This is a genomic window from Halovibrio salipaludis (genome assembly GCF_002286965.1).
Taxonomy (GTDB): domain Bacteria; phylum Pseudomonadota; class Gammaproteobacteria; order Pseudomonadales; family Oleiphilaceae; genus Halospina; species Halospina salipaludis.
Genome location: NZ_NSKD01000009.1, coordinates 24,730 through 49,149, shown reverse-complemented (window position 1 = coordinate 49,149; position 24,420 = coordinate 24,730). Strand labels below are relative to the sequence as shown.

The following is a 24,420-nucleotide window of genomic DNA, read 5'->3' as shown; positions in this document are numbered from 1 at the left end:
ACTTTACACCAATGCGCCGGTCAGCGGCCATAGCCGGGCTCTCATGCCCGGCAGCCCTTAACGCCCCCGGAACCCCGTACACACCTGATACTGCTCACGCGACCGGCCCCTGGAGGCATCCGGCTTGCGACTGGCCACGCGCTGGAAATCCCGTTTCATGGTGCGAAGCAGGTCATCAAATCCTTCCCCCTGGAACACCTTGGTCACAAAGGCACCACCAGGGCGCAGAACCTCGTGCGCCATCTCCAGCCCCAGCTCCACCAGGTGCATGGCACTGGGGATATCAATAGCGGCCACACCACTCATATTGGGCGCCATATCGGAAATGACAAGGTCCACGGGACGACCATCGAGCTTCGCCAACAACTCCTCCAGAACCGCCTGCTCGGTGAAGTCGCCCTGGACAAAGGTTACTTCCGGAATCGGATCCATCGGCAGGATATCGCTGGCAAGCACGGTACCACGTTCCCCGACCCGCTCAGCAGCCACCTGGGACCACCCTCCGGGGGCCGCACCCAGATCCACCACGGTCTGCCCGCGCCGGAACAATCCGTCCTTCCGGTCGATCTCGATCAGCTTGTAACTGGCGCGCGACCGGTACCCCTCTTCCCGTGACCTGTTCACGTAAGGATCCTGGTGGTGCTCACGCAGCCAGCGGTCACTGCTCTTGGAACGTCCCAATCCTGCCTCCGAACCGATGCAACCGGCCTCTGCCGGCTGGTATCATGTCTCTACTCAATTCCATACGATCACAGAGACGCCATCATGCCACTATCCGCCGCACAACGCCGCCAGTACCGGGCTCTTGCCCATGACCTCAAACCGGTCGTGCAGGTCGGCGACAACGGCATTTCCGAAGGGCTGCAGCAGGAACTGGAGCGGGCCCTGGACGACCACGAACTGATCAAGGTGAAGATCGCCTCCACGGACCGCGAGGAACGGCGGGAACTGATCGACGCGGCCTGCGAGAGCACAGGCGCGGAACTGGTGCAGGTGATCGGCAAGGTGGCCGTGCTGCTGCGCCGCGCGGCCGAACCCAACCCGAAGCTCTCCAACCTGCGCCAGCACTAGATGTGCATCACCTCATCAATCTCGTATTCCACGGTGCCGGACGGCACCTGGACCGAGACCTCCTCGCCTTCCTCCTTGCCGATCAGCGCTCTCGCGATCGGTGAGGAGATCGAGATCCGGCCTTCCTTGATGTCCGCCTCGTCGTCACCCACGATCTGGTAGGTCACTTCTTCCTCGGTATCCATGTTGATCAGGCGCACCGTGGTACCGAATATCACCTTGCCGGTTTTCTCGATGGTGGTGACATCGATCACCTGGGCCGCCCCCAGTTTGCCCTCGAGCTCCTGGATCCGGCCTTCAACGAAGCTCTGCTGCTCCCGCGCCGCATGGTATTCAGCGTTCTCTTTCAGGTCGCCATGTTCGCGCGCTTCCGAGATCGCCTGGATGACCCTGGGCCGGTCCTCGGACTTGAGCCGGTAAAGTTCGTCACGCAGGGCCTGCTCGCCCTGTTTTGTCATGGGAACACGGTTGTTGCTCATTACTGATACCCCGCGTGCAGATCCTGGAGGCGACGCACCTGGCGCTCAGAGCCGAATCGGATGGCGCGGCAGAATGCCTCGCCGCCAGTCAGTGTGGTGGCGTAGGTGACCTTGCGCTGAAGGGCGGACTGGCGGATCTGGGCGGAATCCGCAATCGCCTTGCGCCCTTCGGTGGTATTCACGATCAGATCAACCTGGCCGTTCTTGATGGCGTCCACAATGTGCGGGCGGCCCTCGCGTACTTTGTTCACTTTCTCGACCTCGAGCCCCGCTTCAGAGAGCACCTTGGCGGTACCGCCGGTGGCGATCAGGCGGAAGCCCACATCGGCCAGATCCCGGGCCAGGCGCACGACGTCCGGCTTGTCGGCATCACGCACACTGATGAAGGCGGTGCCCGAGGTGGGCAGCGTCTCGCCCGCGCCCAGAGCGGCCTTGGCAAAGGCTTCGTCGAAGCTGTCGCCGATGCCCATGACCTCGCCGGTGGACTTCATTTCCGGCCCCAGGATCGGATCCACGGACGGGAACTTCGGGAACGGGAAGACCGATTCCTTCACCGAGTAGTACTGGGGCACGGATTCGGTGGTGATCCCCTGTTCCTCGAGGCTGATGCCGACCATGCAGCGCGCGGCGATGCGCGCCAGCGAGCGGCCCACGGCCTTGGACACGAAGGGCACCGTCCGCGACGCCCGCGGGTTCACCTCGATGACGTAGATCTCGCCGTCCTGCCAGGCCAGCTGCACGTTCATCAGACCGACCACGTTCAGCTCCAGCGCCATGCGCTTGACCATGTCGCGCATCTGGTCCTGGACATCCACGGGCAGCGTATAGGGCGGCAGTGAGCAGGCCGAATCACCGGAATGCACGCCGGCCTGCTCGATGTGCTGCATGATACCGCCGATCACGGCGGTCCTGCCGTCACACACGGCGTCGATGTCGATCTCGATGGCGGAGTTCAGGAAGTGATCCAGCAGGACCGGGCTGTCATTGGAGACCAGCACGGCGCTGCGCATGTACTCCTTGAGCTCCTCCTCGGTGTAGACGATCTCCATGGCCCGGCCGCCCAGCACGTAGGAGGGGCGGACCACCAGCGGGTAGCCGATATCCCGGGCCACCAGGATGCCTTCCTCGAGGCTCCGCACCGTGGCGTTGGCCGGCTGCTTGAGCCCCAGGCGGTTGATCATCTGCTGGAAGCGCTCGCGGTCCTCGGCCCGGTCGATGGCGTCCGGGCTGGTGCCGATGATGGGCACGCCCGCCGCTTCCAGGCCACGCGCCAGCTTGAGCGGCGTCTGGCCACCGAACTGGATGATGACACCGTCCGGATTCTCCGACTGGACGATCTCAAGCACATCCTCAAGGGTGATCGGCTCGAAGTACAGGCGGTCCGACGTGTCGTAGTCCGTGGAGACGGTCTCCGGGTTACAGTTGATCATGACGGTCTCGTAGCCGTCATCACGCATCGCAAGCACTGCGTGCACGCAGCAGTAGTCGAACTCGATGCCCTGCCCGATGCGGTTGGGCCCACCGCCGATCACGACGATCTTCTTACGGTCGCTCACATTCGCCTCACACTCCTCCTCGTAGCTGGAGTACATGTAGGCAGTGGAGGACTCGAATTCAGCGGCGCACGTATCCACGCGCTTATAGACCGGGCGGACTCCCAGATCATGCCGCAGCTTGCGGAAGCTCTGCTCCGAAACCCCCAGCAGGTTGGCCAGGCGCGTATCGGAGAAGCCCTTGCGCTTGAGCCGGAAGACAGTGTCGTAGTCCAGGTCCGCCATACCGGTGGACTGGAGCTGCTTCTCCTCCTCGATCAGGTCCTGGATCTGGATCAGGTACCAGCGGTCGATGAAGGTGTATTCGAACACCTCATCCACACTCATCCCCCAGCGGAAAGCCTCGCCCAGGTACCAGCTGCGGCTGGCGCCGGGCACTTTCAGCTCATGGATCAGGGTATCCCGGGCGTCCTCGCGGTCCTCCAGGATGGGGTCCAGGCCGGAGGCGCCGGTCTCGAGACCGCGCAGGGCCTTCTGATAGGACTCCTGGAAGGTGCGCCCGATGGCCATGACCTCGCCCACGGACTTCATCTGGGTCGTCAGGCGCGGGTCCGCCTGCGGGAACTTCTCGAAAGTGAAGCGAGGGATCTTGGTAACGACGTAGTCAATGGACGGCTCAAAGGAGGCCGGCGTTACACCGCCGGTGATGTCGTTACTCAGCTCGTCCAGTGTGAACCCGACGGCCAGCTTGGCGGCCACCTTGGCGATCGGGAAGCCAGTGGCCTTGGACGCCAGGGCCGAGGAGCGCGACACGCGCGGGTTCATCTCGATCACCACCATGCGCCCGTTGGCCGGGTTGATGCCGAACTGCACATTGGAGCCACCGGTCTCGACACCCACCTCACGCAGCACCGCCAGCGAGGCGTCGCGCATGATCTGCCATTCCTTGTCCGTGAGCGTCTGGGCCGGCGCCACGGTGATGGAGTCACCGGTGTGTACGCCCATCGGATCCATGTTCTCGATGCCGCACACGATGATGCAGTTGTCGTTCTTGTCCCGGACAACCTCGGTCTCGTATTCCTTCCACCCGATGAGTGACTCGTCGATCAACAGCTCGTTGGTGGGAGACAGCGCCAGACCGCGCTCACAGATCTCGTGGAATTCTTCCCGGTTGTAGGCGATGCCGCCACCGGAACCGCCCATGGTGAAGGAAGGCCGGATGATGCAGGGCAGACCGATATGGTCCAGCACCTGGTAGGCCTCTTCCATACTGTGGGCCATGGACGCACGCGGTGTTTCCAGGCCGATGTTGTGAACCGCCTTGTCGAAGCGGTCGCGATCCTCGGCCTTGTCGATGGTGTCCGCGTTGGCACCGATCATCTCCACGCCGTGTTTCTCGAGGATGCCGTGGCGCTCCAGATCCAGCGCGCAGTTGAGCGCGGTCTGGCCACCCATGGTGGGCAGCAGTGCGTCCGGCTGCTCCTGCTCGATGATCTTCTCGACGGTGCGCCAGGTGATGGGCTCAATGTAGGTGGCATCGGCCATCACCGGGTCGGTCATGATGGTCGCCGGATTGGAATTGACCAGAATGACCCGGAAACCTTCCTCATGCAGCGCCTTGCAGGCCTGGGCGCCGGAATAGTCAAACTCGCACGCCTGACCGATCACAATGGGGCCGGCGCCAAGAATCAGAATGCTTTGGATATCGTCTCGTTTCGGCATTGAACCCTTATCCTGTTCGTCTCGAGCCGTGATTCGAAGCCGTTGGCCTCACTGTGCGGCCTGCTTGGCCTGATGTTCATCCATCAGGCGGGTGAACTCATCGAACAGCGGGATCACATCCCGCGGCCCGGGGCTGGCTTCCGGATGCCCCTGGAAGCTGAACACCGGCGCATCCTTCAGACGCATGCCCTGCAGGGTACCGTCAAAGAGCGAGCGGTGCGTTACCTCGACGTTGTCCGGCAGTGATTTCTCATCCACCGCAAACCCGTGGTTCTGGCTGGTGATGACCACGGTGCCGTCGGACACACGCTCCACCGGATGGTTGGCGCCATGGTGCCCGAACTTCATCTTCTCACTGCGCCCGCCAACGGCCAGCCCCAGGAGCTGATGCCCGAGACAGATGCCGAAGGTTGGGATGCGCCGTTCAATACAGCCTTTCAGGGCCTCGATGGCGTAATCGCAGGGCTCCGGGTCACCCGGGCCATTCGAGAAGAAGACCCCATCCGGGTTATACGCCATCACCTCGTCCAGCGGCGTACGCGCCGGCACCAGTGTTACCTCGCAGCCGCGCGAGACCAGCAGGCGCAGGATGTTGTACTTGATGCCGTAATCGTAGGCGACCACCCGGTAGCGCTTCTCTGGCGCCTCGCCGTAGCCCTCATCCAGGGTCCAGACCGACTGGGTCCAGCTGCGTGGCTCCTTGCAGCCGGCCTCGGAAGCCAGATCCATGCCCTTGATGCCCGGAAAATCGCGGGCCAGGCGCAGGGCTTCCTCCTCGGTTGCATTCTCGCCAGCGACGATGGCGCCCCCCTGGGCGCCCTTATTACGCAGCAGACGCGTCAGGCGGCGGGTATCCACTCCGGCGATGGCCACCACCTTCTCCCTCTGCAGGTAATCCGTCAGGGAGTCGGTCCGGCGCCAGTTGCTGGCCAGCAGCGGCAGGTCGCGGATAATCAGGCCGGCAGCACAGACCCGGTCGGACTCCACGTCCTCCGGGTTGGTGCCGGTATTTCCAATGTGCGGATAGGTCAGTGTGACCATCTGGCGGGTATAGGACGGGTCAGTGAGAATCTCCTGGTAGCCGGTCATGGCCGTATTGAAGACGACCTCACCGCTGGTGGCGCCGTCGGCACCGATGGATTCCCCTCTGAAGATGCTGCCGTCCTCAAGTGCAAGGATCGCTGGTTTCGTCAAAGCCATGCCCCTCTAGCGTCTCTGGCGGGTAGGACGCGCGTCACGAAACCCCGGCGCCCATTTGCAAAAAGCGGGACGGTGTCTTGGACGCCGTCCCGCTTTTTGCAGGGATTCTGGGAACCTCTTCCGGACTCACAGAGGTTCCTCAACAGCCGGTGGAGTAAGCGCTTAACAAATCCGGCGTATTATATAGAGAAACCCACTGCACTGTCATCCGGAACACCCCTTATGGGGCGGACGGGAGCCCGGGGACACGGATCACTTCAGCCCGAGCACATCCTGCATGTCATACAGGCCCGCGGGCTGCTGCATCAGCCACTGGGCCGCCCTGACAGCGCCCTGGGCGAAGGTCATGCGGCTGCTGGCTTTGTGGCTGATCTCGATGCGCTCCCCGAGGCCGGCAAACATGACGGTATGCTCACCCACGATGTCCCCGGCCCGGATGGTTTCAAAACCAATGGCCTCACGCGGGCGCTCCCCGGTGAAACCCTCCCGGCCATAGACGGCGCACTGCTGGAGGTCACGGCCAAGCGTGTCGGCAACCACCTCACCCAGCCGCAATGCGGTCCCCGAAGGGGCGTCCTTCTTGTGACGGTGGTGGGCTTCAATGATCTCCACATCGGCGTCATCACCCATCACCCGGGCCGCCGTCTGCAGGATCTGGAGCAGCAGATTCACGCCCACACTCATGTTGGGAGCAAACACCACGTTCAGGCCTTCGCTTTTCGCCTCAAGCTGTTGCTTCTCGGCTTCGCTCAGCCCCGTGGTCCCGATCACGGCCGCTTTTCCGGCCGCACGGCAAACATCCAGATGCTGCAGGGTCAGATCCGGGAAGGTGAAATCTATCACCAGATCGAAATCGTCCGTCACCTCCGAGAGGCTGCCGGCCAGCATCACGCCATTGCGGCCAACGCCGGCAACCTCGCCGGCATCCGAACCGATCAGCGAACTCTCCGGATGAACGGTGGCCGCCCCCAGGGAAACCCCATCGGTCAGCGTAACCGCTTCAACCAGCGTTTTGCCCATACGGCCGGCAGCACCGGCCACCGCAATACGCGTCATACTGTGTCCCCATCCATATCCACTGTACCGGGTCAGCTAGAACTTCATATCCTCAAAGAAATTCTTCACGCCCTCAAACCAGGAGCTCTTGCGTGGGCCATGCTGTTTGCCGTCGCTGTCCTCCTGCAGGGTCTCATCGAACTCACGCAGAAGCTCTTTCTGCTTCTTGGTGAGGTTGACAGGTGTTTCCACCATCACCCGGCACAGCAGGTCACCCGGCGATCCGCCACGCACGGGCGTCACACCCTTGCCGCGAAGACGGAAGAGCTTGCCGCTCTGGGTCTCCGCCGGGATCTTGAGCTTGACCCGGCCGTCCAGCGTCGGCACCTCGAGCTCGCCCCCGAGCGCTGCATCCGTGATGCTGATGGGCACGTCGCAGTGCAGGTTACGACCGTCCCGATCAAAGATGGGGTGCTCCTTGACCGCGATCTGCACATAGAGGTCCCCCGGCGCTGCGCCGTGCATGCCAGGCTCACCCTCGCCGGAGAGGCGGATCCGGTCACCGGTGTCCACACCCGGCGGTACCTTGACCGAAAGGGTCTTCTCTTCCTCGACGAACCCTTCGCCACGGCAGGCCTTGCAGGGGTTCTTCACGATCTGGCCGGCGCCCCGACAGTTGGGGCACGTCTGCTGCACGGAGAAAAAGCCCTGCTGCATGCGGACCTGCCCCATGCCACGGCAGGTGCCGCAGGTTTCGGGCCGGGTTCCCGGCTCGGCGCCGCTGCCATCGCAGCTCTGGCACTCGCTGGCGCTGGGGATCTCGATCTTCACGTTCTTGCCGCGCACGGCATCCTCAAGATCCAGCTCCAGCGTGTAACGCAGGTCGGCGCCCCGGCCACTGCGGCCCCGGCCGCCGCCGAAGATGTCACCGAAGACATCCCCGAAGATGTCGGAGAAGCTGGCGCCACCACCGCCGAAGCCACCGCCGCCACCGGCGGAGCCATCAACGCCGGCATGACCGAACTGGTCATAGGCGGCCTTCTTCTCGGGGTCACTCAGGACTTCATAGGCCTCGCTGGCCTCTTTGAAGCGCGCTTCGGCGTCTTCGTCATCCGGATTGCGATCCGGATGATACTTCATTGCCAGCTTCCGGTATGCCTTCTTGATCTCCTTGTCATCAGCGCCCTGTGAGACGCCAAGGATCTCGTAATAGTCGCGTTTGGCCATGACAGTCTGTCAACCGTAATTCGAATGTTCACAACAACGACGAACGCGGGAGAAAGCTCCCGCGTCCGCCGGTCAAAGGATGTGGATGATGCCAGCGGTTTTACCGCTTGTCATTGTCGTCGACTTCCTCGAACTCGGCGTCAACTGCATCATCACCACCGCCCTGGTCCTGGCTGCCTTCAGCCTCAGCAGCGCCTTCTTCACCCTGCTGGGAGTACATCTTCTGCGCCAGGCTGGAGGAGGCTTCGGTCAGGGCCTGGGTCTTGGCCTCGATCTGCTCCTTGTCGTCGCCCTTCATCGCCTCTTCCAGTTCGGAGATGGCGTTCTCGATGGCGGTCTTCTCCTCCTCGGTCGCCTGGTCGCCGGCTTCTTCCAGGCTCTTGCGAACCGCATGGATCATGCTGTCGCCCTGGTTGCGTGCCTGGACCAGTTCCTCGAACTTCTCGTCTTCCTGAGCGTTCTGCTCAGCATCCTTGACCATCTGATCGACTTCATCTTCGGTCAGACCGGAAGACGCCTTGATCTCAATGGACTGCTCCTTGCCGGTCGCCTTGTCCTTCGCGGACACGTTCAGGATACCGTTGGCATCGATGTCGAACGTTACTTCGATCTGCGGTGTACCACGCGGTGCCGGCGGGATGTCCGCCAGGTCGAAGCGGCCGAGGGACTTGTTCTGGGCCGCCTGCTTGCGCTCGCCCTGAACCACGTGAATGGTTACCGCGGTCTGGTTGTCCTCGGCGGTCGAGAAGGTCTGCGACTTTTTGGTCGGGATCGTAGTGTTCTTCTCGATCACCGGTGTGGCAACGCCGCCCATGGTCTCGATACCCAGGGTCAGCGGTGTCACGTCCAGCAGAAGCACGTCCTTCACGTCGCCGGAAAGCACGGAGCCCTGCAGGGCCGCACCCATGGCCACGGCTTCGTCCGGGTTCACGTCCTTACGCGGCTCTTTGCCGAAGAACTCTTTCACAGCTTCCTGCACCTTGGGCATGCGGGTCTGACCACCGACCAGGATCACCTCGTCGATGTCGCCAACCTTGACGCCGGCATCGTTGATGCAGGTCTTGCACGGATCGATGCTGCGCTTGACCAGATCCTCGACCAGCGACTCCAGCTTGGCACGGGTCACCTTCACGTTCAGGTGCTTGGGCCCGTTCTGGTCCGCCGTGATGTACGGCAGGTTCACGTCAGTCTGCTGCGCGCTGGAGAGCTCGACCTTGGCCTTCTCGGCAGCTTCCTTCAGGCGCTGCATGGCCAGGGAGTCACCGCGCAGGTCAATGCCCTGCTCTTTCTTGAACTGGTCAGCCAGGTATTCGATGAGCGCCAGGTCGAAGTCTTCACCACCCAGGAAGGTGTCACCGCTGGTGGCCAGCACTTCGAACTGCTTCTCGCCGTCGACATCCGCAATCTCGATGATGGAAATGTCGAAGGTACCACCGCCCAGGTCATAAACCGCCACAGTGCGGTCCTTGCCCTTCTTGTCCAGGCCATAGGCCAGAGCGGCCGCGGTCGGCTCGTTGATGATCCGCTTCACGTCCAGCCCGGCGATACGACCTGCGTCCTTGGTAGCCTGACGCTGGTTGTCGTTGAAGTAGGCCGGAACGGTAACCACCGCTTCAGTGACCGTTTCACCGAGATAGTCCTCAGCGGTGCGCTTCATCTTCTTGAGCACTTCGGCGGACACCTGCGGGGGCGCCATCTTCTCGCCATTCACTTCCACCCAGGCATCGCCGTTGTCGTTCTTGACGATGTCGTAGGGCACCATCTTGATGTCCTTCTGCACGACGTCGTCCTCATAGGCACGGCCTATAAGACGCTTGATGGCATACAGCGTGTTTTTCGGATTGGTCACCGCCTGGCGCTTGGCCGCGGCACCCACAAGGGTTTCACCTTCGTCGGTGTAAGCCACGATGGAGGGCGTCGTGCGATCACCCTCTGCGTTCTCAATCACCTTGACCCCGTCACCATCCGGGATGGCCACGCAGGAGTTCGTGGTGCCCAGGTCAATGCCGATAATCTTACCCATGGAAATCACTCCAGTTTTCTGATCGTTGAATTCAAATCCGGTGTCCGGTTGCCGTTACTGCCTTTATTGGGCTTAACGGTTCAATTTCAAGCCTGCTCGTCGACGTTTCCACCTCCGGAATCGTCAGCCTTGGCCACCATGACCATTGCCGGGCGCACAACACGCTCGTGCAGGAGGTAGCCCTTCTGCATCACCGCGATCACGGTATTCGGCTCCGCCTCATTGCTCGGGACCATGGACATGGCCTCGTGCTTCTGCGGATCGAAGGGCTCACCCACCGGGTTGATCTGCTCGACGTTGAACTTGGACAGCGCGCCGATGAACATATCGAGCGTCATGTCCACGCCTTCCTTGATGCGGCTGACGACCTCCTCGTTCTGAACCTCCTGGTTCTGGGCGCTCTCAACCGCCTTCTCCAGGCTGTCGACCACCGGCAGAAGCTCCTTCACAAACTTCTCGGTGCCGAACTTGTGCGCCTTTTCCACATCAATCTCGGCACGCCGGCGGATGTTCTGCATCTCCGCCTTCGCGCGCAGCACTTCTTCCTTCTGCTCCTCGAGCTGTTCACGCAGCTGAGCCACCTCGCCATCCCCGCTGCCGGCGGACGCAGCCTCTTCGCCCGCTCCGGTTGCCGGCTCCGCCTCTTCCGCGCCGGCACCCTGCTCGGCCTCGTTCACGGATTCATCCTTACGGGTTTCGTCATCACTCATGATCGACCTCATTGCTCGGTATCAAATTCTCTGGCCCGCTTGGGGACGTCTGCCGGGCGATATGGGGCTGCTGCAGCGGGTTTCAACCACCCCTGCGCATTTTATTCACCCACTGCGCCCTCACAGCCCCTTGAAACCCTGAGCAACTCACTGTACAAATATCCACATACTGTATATGGATACACACCAGGAGTCGCTCATGCTCACGCACCTGACCGTTGCCAACTACGCCGTTGCGGAGAAAGTGGAACTGACCATCCGGGAAGGGATGACCACGCTCACCGGCGAGACCGGTGCCGGCAAGTCCATCGTCATGGATGCCCTGAGCCTGGTCACCGGAGCCCGGGCGGATGCGGGCGCCGTGCGCGAGGGCGCGGACCGGGCCGACCTGAGCGCGGTGTTCGACCTTTCCCGCACTCCTGAGGCCCGGCACTGGCTGGAGGAAAGGGAGCTGGACCAGGAGAATGACTGCGTGCTCCGGCGCGTGATCCGGCGTGATGGGCGCTCCCGCGGCTACATCAACGGCCAGCCCTGCACTCTCACGGACCTGAAGACCCTGGGCGGCATGCTCATGGACATCCACAGCCAGCACCAGCATCAATCCCTGCTCAAGCGCGAGACGCATCATCGGCTGGTGGACGAATTCGGCGGCAACGGCGAACTCGCCGAACAGGTGCGCGCCGCCTTCCGGGAATGGCGCGAACTCAGCCGCAAGCTGGAGCAGGCCAGCAACCAGCGGGATGAGCGCAACGCCCGCACGGAACTGCTGCGCTACCAGGTGGAGGAACTCGACCGGCTCGCCCTGGGCGCCGAGGAACTGGAACAGCTCGAAGCGGAACAGAAGCAGCTGGCCAATGGCGAAAGCATTCTTGAGCAGTGCCACGAGGCTGCCCAGTGCTGCAGCGAGGGTGAGCCAGCGGCGGTCAGCATGCTGGAGCACGCACGCCAGAGGCTGGAGCGGCTGCCAATCGAGGTTCCCCAACTCGCGGAAACCTGCCAGATGCTCGAAGAGGCCCGCATCCAGGCCGAGGAGGCCGGGGACAACCTTCGGCGCTTCATCGACGATTATGACTGCGATCCCCAGCGCCTGAAGGAGGTGGAGGATCGCCTGAGCTGGATCTACCAGATCGCGCGCAAGCACCAGATCCAACCCCAGGAAATCCGCGAGCACCAGGCGTCACTGCGCGCTGAGCTGGATGAGCTTGAGAATGGCTCCGAAAGCCTGGAGCAGCTGCAGGAACGGATGGAAGCGGCCCGCGCTGAATGGAGCCGTCTTGCGGACGAACTCAGCAGCGCCCGAAGGCAGGCCGCCGAACGCCTCGACGCGGGCGTCGGCGAGGAACTGCGCCGGCTGAGTATGCCGGACATCCAGTTCCAGACCCATTTCTCGGCCCCATCCGGAGACGGCCAGCCCGCCGCCTCCGGGCACGAGGAAATGGAGTTCCTGGTCAGCACCAATGCGGGCCAGAGTGCCCGCCCGCTCGGGAAAGTGGCATCCGGCGGCGAACTCTCCCGCATCAGCCTCGCCATCCAGGTAGTGGTAGCCCAGACCTCAACGATTCCAACGCTCGTCTTCGACGAAGTGGACGTGGGCATCGGCGGTGGCGTCGCGGAAGTGGTCGGGCGGCTGCTGCGCCAGCTTGGCGAAAGCGGCCAGATCCTGTGCGTGACCCACCTGCCCCAGGTCGCCAGCCAGGCGCACCAGCACATGACCGTAAGCAAGTTCACCGAGGACGAACAGACCTATTCAACAGTGGAAAGCCTGGATTCCGAGGAACGGATCCGGGAGGTAGCCAGAATGCTCGGTGGCGTGGATCTTACGGAGCAGACCATCGCCCATGCCAGCGAGATGGTCCAGAAGGGGCAGGCGACCCATCACTGATGTAGCGCGCCTGCAGGAGCGTCTTGCCGGCGATCCGCCGGATCGTCCGCAAGCAGGCTCCTGCAGACAGGAGACGGCTCTTATTTCGGCTTCACGTACAGGATCATACTGTGATCCACCAGATCGAAGCCATGCTCCTCGGCGATACGGCGCTGGCGATCCTCAATGACCTCGTCATAGAACTCGATCACCCGGCCCGTCTGGGTGCACACCATGTGATCATGGTGCTCTTCCCCGGCCAGCTCGAATACCGCATGACCGCCTTCGAAATTGTGGCGCAGCACCAGGCCCGCCGCTTCGAACTGGGTCAGCACCCGGTAAACAGTGGCCAAACCCACATCATCACCGGATTCCAGGAGTTTCTTGTACACATCCTCGGCACTGAGGTGGTGATCGCCTTCCGCATCCTCCGCAGCTTCCGCGGTTTCCAGGATGCTGAGAATCTTCACACGCGGCAGCGTAACCTTGAGGCCTGCCTTGCGCAGCTCGACGTTTTCTGGTGCCATGCTGAACCTAACCGTTGGTGATGGAGTGGGCTTTCGTTACCATGTACGCTCGTCTTCAGGCGGGCAGCGCGCCTCGGAGCGGCACTCAAGATAGAGGATTTCCTTCCACGATGCAAAAGGCTTCCATTCCCGCCTGCCTGGCTGCGGTCACCCTGACGCTCAGCCTCGCGGCATGCAGTTTTCCGGGTGTTTACCGGATCGATGTTCAACAGGGTAACATTATCGATCAGGAAGATCTCGGCGAGCTCAATCCGACCATGACACGGGCCGATGTGCACGAGCTTCTGGGCACGCCCATAACCGTCAACAGTTTCAACCCGAGCCGCGAACACTACCTGTATACCTTCCAGGAGGACGGTGGCGAGATCCGCAAACAGCGCGTCACCATTATCTACGAGGACGGGCAGTACCTCCGCCACGAAGCCTCACTACTGGAGGAGACGCCGGCCAACTGAGCCCGCTTCAGCGCCGCGTTCCGGCCCTCTTTGCCCGTGCCTCCTTGGGATCAATCTCAAGGGGGCGGTAGATCTCCACCCGGTCCCCCTCACGCAGGCGATACAGCCCGGGCTCCGCAATCACCTGGCTGAACACGCCCACGCTCTGGTGTTCCAGATCGATACTGGGGAAAAGCTCCTCGATTCCGGACTCACGAATGGCATCAAGCGCCGTACTCCCCTCAGGAAGGCTGAGCGCAATCAGACGCTGGGTGTCCGGGCGCGCATAGGCCACTTCCACACGGATCATTGCCCCTCGACCTCGTGAAGTGCCCGCGCCCTTCTACAGAACGCATCGACCATGGTGTTGGCGGCCTGGGCAAAAACACCGCTGAATGCCATCTGTGCCAGCCCGTTCTGGACCGCAAACTCAAGGCTGAGCGTCACCCTGCAGGCATCCGCACGCAGCGCACGGAACTGCCAGAGCCCCTGCAGATGCTCGAAGGGGCCATCCACCAGCTCCATACGGATCGATTCCACGGGCATCAGGTGATTGCGTGTGGTGAAGCGCTGTTTCAGGCCGCCACGCTCCACATCCAGCGATGCCACCAGCTGATCCCCGCCCTGTTCATGCAGTACCGCGCCGCCACACCATGGAAGAAACTCCGGGTAACGCTCCACGTCACTCACCAGATGGAACATCTCTTCCGCGGAATGATGCACCAGGGCACTGCGCTCGATCTGTCGGGTCATTGAATGTTTACCCCGTGAGGTTCCTCTTCTATGGGCATCACCGGCCGCTCCAGGCCACCACCGCCACACACGGCAGTGCCGGCCAGCCTGCAGAAACCCTCTCTGTACTCAACCACCGTAACAACCACAGCGACCACCACGGCCAGCGGCACCAGCCATGCCATCAGCCAGCGCCACAGCCGGTATCCCCGGCCCCTTACGCCCAGAAAGGCCAGAAGCTGGCGTGGAGGCAACTGCCAGCCTGCGAGTCTGACCAATGCCAGCACCGAGACGGGGACCAGCACCAGCATGACGACAAGCTCCATCAACGCCCAGACATCCACACCCCCTGCCCAGGTGAACCCGAACAGAGCCAGGGCCGCCGCGGCGCCCGCCGGCAGCATCGCGCTGATTCCGGCCACCACCCGGTTACCACCCAGGGTTTCCGTGACACGGGCCACCACCACCTCCAGCGTGAACAGAGCCGAGGTCCAGACCAGCAGCACCATGACCAGATAGAACAGGCTGCCTGCAAGCTGCCCCCCGGCCATAGCCTCAAACACCTGCGGCAGCGACACGAACACCAGCTCAAAACCAGATGTCAGCGGCACCTGCTCCGCCAGCACCAGAGCCGTAACCGCCAGCCCGAGCACCAGGGTCACCACCAGGTCCACCACCGCCACCCCGACCGCAGACAGGGGCATGGAGGCATTCCCCGGCATATAGCTGCCCAGGGTCATGAGCACACCGACCCCGACGGCCAGCGAATAGACTGCGAGTTGGATGGCAAGCGCCGCGCCATACCACCCCAGATCCTCCCAGCGAGGCCAGAACAGCGACCAGGCCGCCTCCTGGCCCTTGCCGGAGGACAGGGCCACCACCATCATGATGACCAGCAGCACACCCAGCAGCGGAACGACCGTGCGCAGCGAGCGCTGAACCCCCCGGCCCAGATTACGCAGGGCCACCGCCAGCACCAGCCCAACAAAAACCACCTGCCACAGGGCCACCTGCTGCCTATCGCCGGCAAAATCCGTGAACAGGGCCGCGGCGGAGGCCTCACTGGCGCCCCGCAGCTCCCCCAGCGCAGCCCGGAAAAGCCAGGCCAGGGACACACCCCCAAGCACCGAGTAGAGACCAAAAAGCAGCAACGCGGCCAACAGCATACCGCGACCGGCCCATGGCAGACTCCGCGAGTGCAGCCCGGCCCCTTCGGCTGCCGCCTGCAGGGAATGATCCGGACCCTGCCGGTAACGCCGGGCCATTGCCAGCTCTGTCATCACCACGGGGACCCCGGCAAACATCAGCGCCAGACCGTAGACCAGCAGGAAGGCGCCACCGCCGTGCGCCACCACAGCCGGCGGCACCAGCCAGAGATTGCCGGCACCGAGCACGACCGCGGCCAGCGCCAGCGCAAAGGTCCAGCGGCTGCCCCAGGCAGTGACCGGCGCTCCCGGGTTGGAATGCATGAACAGGCTCCCGATCGGATGAGGGCGGATTATAGCCCAGTGTAGCCGCCTTATTCAGCCGCGACTCCGCAGACTTTGCCCAGAGGCAGGCCCTATGGGCTACAATACGCCGTTTGCAGAAACACCCACTCCGCCAGGCCGGATGATTCCCATGGCTCAGAAGAAAAAGCCCGCCAAGGGCGGCAGCACCATCGCGCTCAACAAGAAGGCGCGGCACGAATTCCACATCGAACAGAAGTTCGAGGCGGGCCTCCAGCTCCACGGCTGGGAGGTCAAGGCACTACGTGCGGGCAAGGCCCAGATCACCGATGCCTATGTCCTGATCAAGGACGAGGAGGCATGGCTGCTGGGCGCTCACTTTCCGCCTCTGCCGTCCGTATCCACCCACATCAACCCGGATCCGACGCGCACGCGCAAACTGCTTCTCCACCGGCGCGAGCTGGCCACACTGATCGGCAAAACCCAACAGACAGGCCACACCTGCGTACCACTGGCGCTGTACTGGAAAAAGAACCTGGTCAAGTGCGAGATCGCACTGGCAAAGGGCAAGAAACAGTACGACAAGCGCCACACCGAGAAGGAGCGTGACTGGAACCGCCAGAAACAGCGCATTCTCCGGGATACGCTGCGCTGATCAGTAAATGATCATTTGAACTGCTTCCGCACCGCAGTATACTGGTTGACCATCACCCCAACATGACTGCAACCAGGGAGGGATCATGTCTGCCCAACGCACAGCCATGTCCTCGGTCGATACCGCCTGGTTGCGGATGGAGTCGCCTGAAAGTCCGATGATGATCGGTGCCGTGCTCGTCTTCGACGAGCCCATTGATATCAGGGCGTTCCGCAACCTGCTTGAAGAACGATTCCTGCGCTTTGAGCGCTTCCGCCAGCGGGTGGTCTGCCAGAATGACCGCTGTTACTGGGAAGAGGATCCGTGGTTCGATCTCGACAACCACTTCCACATCACCGCCCTTCCCGGCAACGCTGACCAGGCTGCGCTGCAGCAGCTGGCCAGCGATCTCAACAGCACGCCACTGGACTTCAACCACCCGCTCTGGCAGATCCATTACGTTGATAACTACCAGGGTGGCTGCGCGCTGATCGTACGCATCCACCACTGCATCGCGGACGGCATTTCGCTGGTGCGGGTCCTGCTCTCGCTGACCGATGAGCAGGACGACACCGACAGCAGCCGGAAGAGCGCCAAGCGCCGCAAACGGGCACGGAAAGATTCACCGGAGTGGCGCCAGACACTGTTCCGGGCACGTCGCAATCTGCGCCTTGCCCGCTGGCAGGCCCGACAGACCTGGCGCACCATGCGCGAGGACCCGGCCTACCTGGTGCGCCTGGGGCGGGAATGCCTGTTCGTGGGGCGGGACCTGTTCAAGGTGGCCTTCAGCCCACCGGATCCTCCCACAGGACTCAAAGGCCCCCAGTGCGGCCGCAAGCAGGTCGCCTGGTCCGAGCCGCTGGATCTGGGAGAGGTGAAGGCCACGGCCAGAGCCCTCAACGGAACGGTCAACGATGTGCTGCTTGCCGCCGCCACCGGCGCAGTCCAGGCGCACATCCAGCAGAGCGCGACACCTCTGCCCGAGGCCGGCATCCACGTAGCCGTGCCGTTCAACCTGCGGCCACTGGACCAGCCCATTACCCGCCTCGGCAACCAGTTCGGTCTGGTGCTTGTGCCACTGCCGGTACAGACCCTGTGCCCATGGGAACGCTTCGAGACGGTCCAGCGCCACATGGACGACATCAAACGCTCCTACCAAGCCCAGGTCTCCTACGGGCTTCTGGACATACTCGGGCGTGGCCCGGACCTGATGGAGCGCCGGGCCCTGGAACTTCTCAGCCGCCGCGCCTCCGCCGTGCTGACCAACGTGCCCGGCCCGGACCAGCCACTGCACCTGTGCGGCTGCCGCCTGCGTACCCCCATGTTCTGGGTTCCCCAGACCGGCGATGTGGGCATCGGCCTGAGCATCTTCAGCTACGCCGGGCAGGTGCAGTTCGGCGTGATCAGCGACCGCCAGCTGATGGATTCGCCGGAACGCCTTGCGACGGCCTTCGCGGATTCCTTCCACCAGCTCCGCGATCTGGCGCTGGAAAACAGGATTCCCCTTGAGTCCAAACTGGGCCGCCCCTATACTGAAAGGTACGGGGACGATCCGGATTCGACGCCGGTGACAAAACCCGAGGTGCATGCCGAGACGGCAGCGAGTCTCGAAAAATCAAAGCTGCTTTAAAATAGTCGCAAACGACGACAACTACGCACTCGCGGCGTAAAAACCGCTAGTGCCTGCCTGACCGGGGTGCCTGTCCCCCGCGTATCACAGGCAGTCATATCAGATAGGATCGCCGTTGCGTGACGCTTGCAGCGTAACGGTTAAACTCTAGTAAGCTCGCCCCTTGCACCCTGACCTTCGGGTCGCTTGGGGTTAAAAGAATAGAAGGAACCTAAGCATGTAGAGCCAAGGGCGGAGTACCGGCGGACGCGGGTTCAACTCCCGCCGTCTCCACCAACCAACAGTTTCAGGAGATCCACCGAAGTCTACTGAAACGCCCCAAAGCCCCGGAAACGGGGCTTTTTTATGTCTAGAGCATTCATCGGGATCCATTGAGGTCCACGCTCAGGTGTGGGTAACATTGTGGGTAACGCGGCATTCGCACCTCGCTGTTACCCACAAATGGATCGCCCATGTCTCGCCAGCTCAACAAGCTCACCGCCAGCCAGGTTAAAAACGCCAAGTGTGACGGGAAGATACGGAAACTCGCTGATGGCGGCGGATTGACCCTCGTCGTCAAAGGCGACGCCAAGTACTGGTGGTTGCGGTACCGTTTTGCGGGTAACGAGCGCACCCTGTCATTGGGCAGTTACCCACACACCAGTCTCGCCGACGCCCGGCAAGCTCGTGACACCGCGAAAAGACTGCTTGCCCAAGGGACGGACCCCGCCGCTGATCGTCAACTCCAAACTGACCAGCGAAAGGAGGACAGCGAGAACACCTTCAGCACTGTCGCGAAGGAATGGTACGACCAGAAACACGCCCTGGAAGTTTCAGAGTCCCACGCCGTGCGCAACTGGCGTCGGCTGGAGCTTTACACGTTCCCCGACCTTGCCAAACGCCCGATTAACGACATCCAGCCACCCCACGTCCGTGAAGTACTGGATAAGATCGCAAAGCGCGGCCACCTGGAGACCGCCCACCGCGTCAAAAACGTTATCAGCCTGGTCTTCCGTTATGCGGTCGCGACCCACAAAGCCCAGTTCGATGTAACGCGCGACCTGACTGGCTACCTCCCTGCCTCCAAGGTAAAGCATCAACCGTCACTCACCACACCCACCGAGGTGGCAGAGCTCCTCCAAGACATCAGGGCATACCAAGGTCAAGTTGCCGCCAGCAGTGCTCTAAAGCTATCGCCGCTAGTCTTCACCCGCCCGGGCGACACCCGCAAAATGCAATGGGATCACATCAACTTTGAGCGCAGGCAATGGGAGATCCCCAAAACGAAGAACGGACTCCCTCTGATCGTCCCACTCTCCAGACAGGCTCTGGCGATATTGGAGGGCATTCAGCCGATCACACAACACCGCAGCGCCTATGTATTCCCTAACGCCAGAGATGCCAAACGCCCTATGAGTAACGTCGCCATCAAGAAGGCGCTGGACCGAATGGGCTACGCCGGCCGTTTTACAGCACACGGCTTCCGGGCTATGGCCCGAACCCTACTACAGGAAGAACTCAACTACCCCGTGCACTTGATAGAGATGCAACTCGGTCACCGGGTAGCCGACATGCATGGGCGAGCGTATAACCGGACCGAGTTTCTCGACGAGAGACGCGAGATGATGCAGAGGTGGGCGGATTATCTGGACGAATTACGCGAACTCACCCTCTGACCTGTCGGCACAGACTCACTACTGCCACCCAAGAAACACAGGGTTAACCTCGATGTGCGACCTACTAGAGGGCACCCGTATAACCCTGTATCCCCTCTTTTTTATCCTCCTCGACCACATCCGAGAATCCAATATCCGAACCAATAACTGCGCGCTTAATCTTCTTCCGCTGCTGCGCGATGTTTTTGTTCGCATTACGCCGCTCTGAAACCAGATCCACCAATATCGAGAGGTACTCCTCCTCACTAACCCCATGCTCTGATGCCAGCTTGTGTAGCTTCTGTTTCGTCTTGGGATCTAGGACCACCGTGGAAGCGGCCTCCGCAGCCTTACGTTCACGGTTGACCTTCTGATTCCAAGCATTCCTGGCTTTAGCAAACAGCGTCGCACCATCACGCCGTATTAAATTCACTGTGAACGGAAACCAAATGCCGTCAAATTGGTTTCCCTCACCACAGAGAAGCCACTCCACGAGAGCCGGATACTGCTGCTCTGACCAATCCAGGAAATGCGCATCGGGCGTCCTGTCGCTCACCTTTCCCCAAAGATAGTTAATTGCCCACTGACACTGCGCCTTGTCAGCTCCCTCAAGCCACTCGTTCACCTTAAAGCGGTCAGCAGGATTTGAATCTCCAATCAACCGGTTTACCGGAACGCCATTCCCATAAGGGTAACCATAGCCCTGCGGATTCATCTTCCCTCCACAAATACGACGCACACTACTAGATGCATACCACACCTTAATAGCGAGCCAATAACGAAATTATCACGTCATTTAAACGTAGCTCATACACATTAAAAACAAAATCATGACAACGCGATAACACTTTAATTTCGTGTAAAACACCAAGTAAAAATGAACTTACCACGTTTATACTATCGTTTAGTCCGTTTTTTAGCAGTAGTGCAAAATATGTTTTTCGTTTATTCTGGATTTTAAGAGTAGAGCAATGATCATAAACCCAAGAATCTCAGTAATTCATTCGAGAATTCCATTTCTTAAAGCTGACGAAAAACTGCTACTCATATTGGTTGTGGGCATGTTGGAGCCGAGACTGGAGATCTCCCGCTGGAATGTACTCACAGATTCCGCACCTCAGCTCGCGAAGAGGCTGGGGTTCAGTAAAGAATTAGCCTTCAGCTGCTTCAGGAAGCTTGAAGAGTCAGGGATCGTCGAGGCCGTTTTTGATCAGGGGAGAGTTGGTAGGCCGAGAAAATTCAGAGCTGTGGTTCCCCGTAGTTGGGATGATGGGGAAACGCTTTTACGAACACGCAAAAGCTGCCTGAATGCGATTTGCTTCAATTTGATCGAATCCAGGCTGATGGAGCCCAACAGCTTCCCGTTAAAGAACTCACTTTTAATGCTTACTCTCGCCTTGCTTGCCGAGTCGGACGACACCGGGGTGGTCGCTCAGAGTAGTCATTCCGACTTGAGCAAGCTGACAGGCATACCTAAGGCCCAGATATCGAGGCGTCTCCGACAACTGAAGACAGCGGGGGTCATAGCAGAAAACATCCCTGGCCTGTTAGCAGGCAGTTTCCTTGGGCAAGCAAATTCCATTCACTACCTGAATCTGGAACACCCTGTGCTTACCGGCGCAGGAATGGAAAGTCACCCACTTCCGATAAAAGGTAGAGCAATTGAACAACCCGAGATTGATCAGATCCTTAAAAGGCGTGGCGCGCCCGGTCCTGACGACAGATTGAGCTCCGCAGAAAAAGCAGCCAAGGAAGACCCTATACCGCGTAAAGTTTCTGCGATCAGCCCGGAGTCTTGGGAAGAAAACGCAGGCGATGCATTAAATCATGAGCCGTCAAAACGCTACCTCCAGGCGGCCATAGAACGTCACGCCGCAAAGCTTATTGGAAATCCCCTATCCATCATGCCGAAAGGCCTCTGGCGCGAGCAGCAAGATGTTGCAGCCAATGAGTTTATCGAGACACTCCTTGGACCAGCCTACTCGGCAGCCAAAGTAGACTCGACGCACACCCGGATGTTCTACCGCCTCTGTGCTGATCTCGAAGAGCTCGCACATCATTTGGCGGACACATGCCTGAAAAAGCGCAGCGAACTTGAACGAACAAAGCGTGACTCACCTGATTCCCATTATCGAATACTGCCATCCGGCCACTTAAAGCGACCAACACTCAGACTTGAGAGGGTTACACACACCAACCGTTACCATCATCGACAACAGCTCCCCCCGATCCCATGAGCGGACTAACCATAGGAGACCCTCATGCGGATCATCAGATTGCGCGAAGTCATGGCGCTTACCGGCCTGGCGCGCTCCACCGTCTATAAGTACGTCGAGGCAGGCACCTTTCCCCAGCCCGTGCCACTGGGCGGGCGTTCGGTTGGCTGGGTGGAACAGGAAGTTGAAGACTGGGTCCTCGCCCGCATCGAAGAGCGAGACGCCACCATCAGCACCCCAGCAACCCCACTCCACTCAACCGGCTAATTCACAGCCTTTCTAGCTCGTCTCCGTTCCGGAGACCCGATTAACGCCGTGTGACGACACACGATCGCGGACATTCCCGCACACCCTGCCGTGGCCCTACCACAGGCAGCTGCATCCGCATGTCCGTCACACCTGCGCCCAACTATTGCCGTGGGAGTTATCACGATGACTGTCATTCAAGAAACGAGGGATGTATCCACGCCCCAGAACGTTAAAGCCGCCGCGCTGCAACTCGCTGAACACCTCTTTCAGGATCCCTGGACCCGAAAGGACGCTGCGCAGATCCACAACTGTGCGCTTCGGACCAGAGACACCAGCCAGCAAGGTTGCCATCACCCCCACTGCCCCATCTGTCAGCACCAGAAGGCCTATGACCACGGGCACCAGATGGACTGCATGTTCCGGGAGGAGCCTTGGCAAGGCGACAGCCAGTGGGTTGTCGTTACTTTCTCTGTGCGTGACTGCCAGGTGACCGAGCTCAGCGAATGTCTGGAGGCCATGAAGGTCGCTTTCCGGCGCATGACCCGTAGGCGGTTCTGGAAACGTCGTGTCCAGGGTGCTCTACGTGTCTTACGGGTGGACCAGGGCTTCAGCGACACCAAGGTCGCTCACCCTCGATTCGAGTGCGTTCTGCTACTTCAGCCAGATGTTTCTAAGGATCCAGCCGGCTTCCGGGAGGATCTCTGGAACAACCTGTGGCGGGATTGCTTTAGGGAGGACTTCATCGCCGAGGTGCATCCGGAAAACGTAGAACCGATCGAGCAGGATGTCCGCGCTCAGGTTCAGCAAGCGACGATTCGCGCATTGAGGCCACGCACACCCCCTACGTCCCCTGGATGGTTCCTGACCGCCATGCCCCAGATGGACTCGTTCAGGTGGATCGAACGCTTTGGAGTGCTCCGGCAACTGTCCCACCTCTCAGGGCGATGAACGCACCAGAACACTGCCGGGATTAACCGGGCAGCCCCGCGCGCAGGGTTGGTCGTGATCCTACCGTTTATCCCAGCTCATCATCATATTTTATAGGGATAACTGCTTCTCACGGCTGCCCGGGAATTCCTGGCCTTCCCAGGTAACGTGCCCCCGAACTCCGGCAGGTTCCTGTTTCGGTTTTAGTTTTATTAGTTCTATCAATCGTCTTCGTCATTAGTAACTGACCCAGGTAACCAATTGCCCATTCAGGTCATTAAGACCACTCATGATCAAGACAAAGACAGCAAAAGGATTCAAGCAATGAACAATGCATGGCCACCAAGGCGTCATCCAGAGAATCGCAACTTGGTACTCCACGAAGGTCCGGAGTTCCATGGGATGCCTGTCCAGCAGCAAAAAGGACCGCTGATCGAAAACTACCTGGATCGGATCGAGAAGGTCATCCAGACCTCACTCCTACGCCATCCGCGAGTCGCAGCCATGCGTTTCGACCTGAGACTGCCTCAAGGGATGCAGGCAGAAGGTGACGACAACCGACTCATGACAGCGTTCTGGGAGCGACTCAAGGACCGCATAGAGCATGACCGGGCAAGGGCTCGGAAGCAGTTAGGCATGGCCCACGACACCACTGTCGGCTATATCTGGGCGAGAGAATACGACCAGCCAGGAAACCGACCTCACTGGCATTGCGTCCTGTTGGTTAACAAGGACGCCTACTTCGGCATTGGTCGCCTCTGGTCTGATCAGGAGAACATGCATAAGCGGATCACCTCCGCGTGGAATTCAGCACTTGGAATAACGCCTGAGCAAGGACAGGGATTAGCAGAGGCTCCCAAGAATCCGGTCTATCATCTCCACCGCCACTCAGATGGCCGGGACTTCACCAACCTGTTCTACCGGCTCAGCTACTTCACCAAGATGAAGACCAAGCAGTACCACGGAAGTGCGCACGCCTTTGGAGGAAGTAGCGTTACCCTTGTTTGACTGCCTCCTCGACCTTGAAACAGAAGCTTCGGATGGGTTCTACCCCGTTTCCACGGACGGTTTTAAAACGGCTTGGACTTCCCCCGGAATAGTGGCCACTCCTAGCCTATGATTCCAACTCTGTCACGGGAAACACGAAGTTGCTCCGGAGTCACTGACCGATAGCATAGCAGGCTAATCATTTCCCCCTGCGTTGTAA

22 protein-coding genes, 1 other RNA gene and 1 pseudogene are annotated in these 24,420 nt (G+C 60.6%); 11 read left to right on the top strand and 13 right to left on the bottom strand.

The window, feature by feature from the left end; genetic code table 11:
• Positions 1-57: 57 nt before the first annotated feature.
• Positions 58-681: a 23S rRNA (uridine(2552)-2'-O)-methyltransferase RlmE gene (gene rlmE / locus CK501_RS14775; RefSeq protein WP_095618515.1), complete on the bottom strand. Its 624-nt coding sequence runs from the start codon at positions 679-681 to the stop codon at positions 58-60.
• A gap of 84 nt (positions 682-765) precedes the next feature.
• Between rlmE and yhbY the strand changes: the two genes are divergently transcribed.
• Positions 766-1,071, top strand: coding sequence for a ribosome assembly RNA-binding protein YhbY (gene yhbY, locus CK501_RS14770; protein ID WP_095618514.1), 306 nt, complete (start codon positions 766-768; stop codon positions 1,069-1,071).
• Here yhbY and greA read toward each other — a convergent pair.
• The 7 genes from greA to grpE all read right to left on the bottom strand — a co-directional run bounded on the left by greA (position 1,068) and on the right by grpE (position 10,921).
• Positions 1,068-1,550, bottom strand: coding sequence for a transcription elongation factor GreA (gene greA, locus CK501_RS14765; protein WP_095618513.1), 483 nt, complete (start codon positions 1,548-1,550; stop codon positions 1,068-1,070). The two genes, yhbY and greA, sit on opposite strands and share 4 nt — an antisense overlap.
• A complete protein-coding gene (carB, locus tag CK501_RS14760) occupies positions 1,550-4,765 on the bottom strand; it encodes a carbamoyl-phosphate synthase large subunit (protein ID WP_095618512.1) in 3,216 nt (1,071 codons plus the stop codon). The genes greA and carB overlap by 1 nt, the downstream gene beginning before the upstream one ends.
• Before the next feature lie 48 nt (positions 4,766-4,813).
• Positions 4,814-5,959: a glutamine-hydrolyzing carbamoyl-phosphate synthase small subunit gene (gene carA, locus CK501_RS14755; protein WP_095618553.1), complete on the bottom strand. Its 1,146-nt coding sequence runs from the start codon at positions 5,957-5,959 to the stop codon at positions 4,814-4,816.
• A 258-nt stretch (positions 5,960-6,217) separates the two neighbouring features.
• On the bottom strand, positions 6,218-7,021 hold the full coding sequence (gene dapB, locus CK501_RS14750) for a 4-hydroxy-tetrahydrodipicolinate reductase (RefSeq protein WP_095618511.1): 804 nt from the start codon (positions 7,019-7,021) through the stop codon (positions 6,218-6,220).
• 36 nt (positions 7,022-7,057) lie between these two features.
• Positions 7,058-8,188: a molecular chaperone DnaJ gene (gene dnaJ, locus CK501_RS14745; protein ID WP_095618510.1), complete on the bottom strand. Its 1,131-nt coding sequence runs from the start codon at positions 8,186-8,188 to the stop codon at positions 7,058-7,060.
• A 100-nt stretch (positions 8,189-8,288) separates the two neighbouring features.
• On the bottom strand, positions 8,289-10,211 hold the full coding sequence (dnaK, locus tag CK501_RS14740; protein WP_095618509.1) for a molecular chaperone DnaK: 1,923 nt from the start codon (positions 10,209-10,211) through the stop codon (positions 8,289-8,291).
• A gap of 86 nt (positions 10,212-10,297) precedes the next feature.
• Positions 10,298-10,921, bottom strand: a complete 624-nt coding sequence (grpE, locus tag CK501_RS14735; protein ID WP_095618508.1) for a nucleotide exchange factor GrpE — start codon at positions 10,919-10,921, stop codon at positions 10,298-10,300.
• A gap of 199 nt (positions 10,922-11,120) precedes the next feature.
• Between grpE and recN the strand changes: the two genes are divergently transcribed.
• Positions 11,121-12,803, top strand: a complete 1,683-nt coding sequence (recN, locus tag CK501_RS14730) for a DNA repair protein RecN (RefSeq protein WP_095618507.1) — start codon at positions 11,121-11,123, stop codon at positions 12,801-12,803.
• 80 nt (positions 12,804-12,883) lie between these two features.
• On the opposite strand, the gene fur is transcribed toward recN, so the two are convergent.
• Complete coding sequence (fur, locus tag CK501_RS14725) at positions 12,884-13,309, bottom strand: ferric iron uptake transcriptional regulator (protein ID WP_095618506.1); 426 nt, start codon at positions 13,307-13,309, stop codon at positions 12,884-12,886.
• 110 nt (positions 13,310-13,419) lie between these two features.
• Here fur and CK501_RS14720 point away from each other — a divergent pair, with 110 nt between their 5' ends.
• Positions 13,420-13,764 carry an outer membrane protein assembly factor BamE gene (locus tag CK501_RS14720; RefSeq protein WP_095618505.1) on the top strand — a complete coding sequence of 115 codons (345 nt, stop codon included), beginning with the start codon at positions 13,420-13,422 and terminating at the stop codon, positions 13,762-13,764.
• Positions 13,765-13,771: 7 nt separating this feature from the next.
• On the opposite strand, the gene CK501_RS14715 is transcribed toward CK501_RS14720, so the two are convergent.
• The 3 genes from CK501_RS14715 to CK501_RS14705 are packed head-to-tail and all read right to left on the bottom strand — an operon-like array spanning position 13,772 to position 15,944.
• A complete protein-coding gene (locus CK501_RS14715) occupies positions 13,772-14,053 on the bottom strand; it encodes an RnfH family protein (RefSeq protein WP_198949550.1) in 282 nt (93 codons plus the stop codon).
• Positions 14,050-14,496, bottom strand: a complete 447-nt coding sequence (locus CK501_RS14710; protein ID WP_095618504.1) for a type II toxin-antitoxin system RatA family toxin — start codon at positions 14,494-14,496, stop codon at positions 14,050-14,052. Before CK501_RS14710 ends, CK501_RS14715 begins: the two co-directional genes overlap by 4 nt.
• Positions 14,493-15,944 (bottom strand): sodium-dependent transporter, encoded by a 1,452-nt coding sequence (locus tag CK501_RS14705; RefSeq protein ID WP_095618503.1) that lies wholly within the window; start codon positions 15,942-15,944, stop codon positions 14,493-14,495. The genes CK501_RS14710 and CK501_RS14705 overlap by 4 nt, the downstream gene beginning before the upstream one ends.
• A 151-nt stretch (positions 15,945-16,095) precedes the next feature.
• Between CK501_RS14705 and smpB the strand changes: the two genes are divergently transcribed.
• The 4 genes and pseudogenes from smpB to CK501_RS14685 all read left to right on the top strand — a co-directional run bounded on the left by smpB (position 16,096) and on the right by CK501_RS14685 (position 19,842).
• On the top strand, positions 16,096-16,578 hold the full coding sequence (gene smpB / locus CK501_RS14700; RefSeq protein ID WP_095618502.1) for an SsrA-binding protein SmpB: 483 nt from the start codon (positions 16,096-16,098) through the stop codon (positions 16,576-16,578).
• Between the two features lie 85 nt (positions 16,579-16,663).
• Positions 16,664-17,983: pseudogene (locus tag CK501_RS14695) on the top strand (wax ester/triacylglycerol synthase family O-acyltransferase); the annotation flags it as partial.
• A gap of 117 nt (positions 17,984-18,100) precedes the next feature.
• Positions 18,101-18,463, top strand: a transfer-messenger RNA (tmRNA) gene (gene ssrA / locus CK501_RS14690).
• A 176-nt stretch (positions 18,464-18,639) separates the two neighbouring features.
• A complete protein-coding gene (locus CK501_RS14685; protein WP_095618501.1) occupies positions 18,640-19,842 on the top strand; it encodes a tyrosine-type recombinase/integrase in 1,203 nt (400 codons plus the stop codon).
• Between the two features lie 64 nt (positions 19,843-19,906).
• Here the strand turns inward: CK501_RS14685 and CK501_RS14680 are convergent, their stop codons facing one another.
• Positions 19,907-20,536 (bottom strand): hypothetical protein, encoded by a 630-nt coding sequence (locus CK501_RS14680; protein WP_095618500.1) that lies wholly within the window; start codon positions 20,534-20,536, stop codon positions 19,907-19,909.
• 256 nt (positions 20,537-20,792) lie between these two features.
• On the opposite strand from CK501_RS14680, the gene CK501_RS14675 reads away from it, so the two are divergent.
• The 4 genes from CK501_RS14675 (at position 20,793) to CK501_RS14660 (ending at position 24,221) form a co-directional block, all read left to right on the top strand.
• The gene (locus CK501_RS14675) at positions 20,793-22,058 is read left to right on the top strand and encodes a helix-turn-helix domain-containing protein (protein WP_095618499.1); all 1,266 of its coding nucleotides are present in this window, start codon (positions 20,793-20,795) and stop codon (positions 22,056-22,058) included.
• Between the two features lie 24 nt (positions 22,059-22,082).
• Positions 22,083-22,304: a helix-turn-helix transcriptional regulator gene (locus tag CK501_RS14670; protein WP_095618498.1), complete on the top strand. Its 222-nt coding sequence runs from the start codon at positions 22,083-22,085 to the stop codon at positions 22,302-22,304.
• A gap of 165 nt (positions 22,305-22,469) precedes the next feature.
• Positions 22,470-23,234 (top strand): protein rep, encoded by a 765-nt coding sequence (locus CK501_RS14665; protein ID WP_095618497.1) that lies wholly within the window; start codon positions 22,470-22,472, stop codon positions 23,232-23,234.
• A gap of 381 nt (positions 23,235-23,615) precedes the next feature.
• The gene (locus CK501_RS14660) at positions 23,616-24,221 is read left to right on the top strand and encodes an inovirus Gp2 family protein (RefSeq protein WP_158223132.1); all 606 of its coding nucleotides are present in this window, start codon (positions 23,616-23,618) and stop codon (positions 24,219-24,221) included.
• Positions 24,222-24,420: the final 199 nt, after the last annotated feature.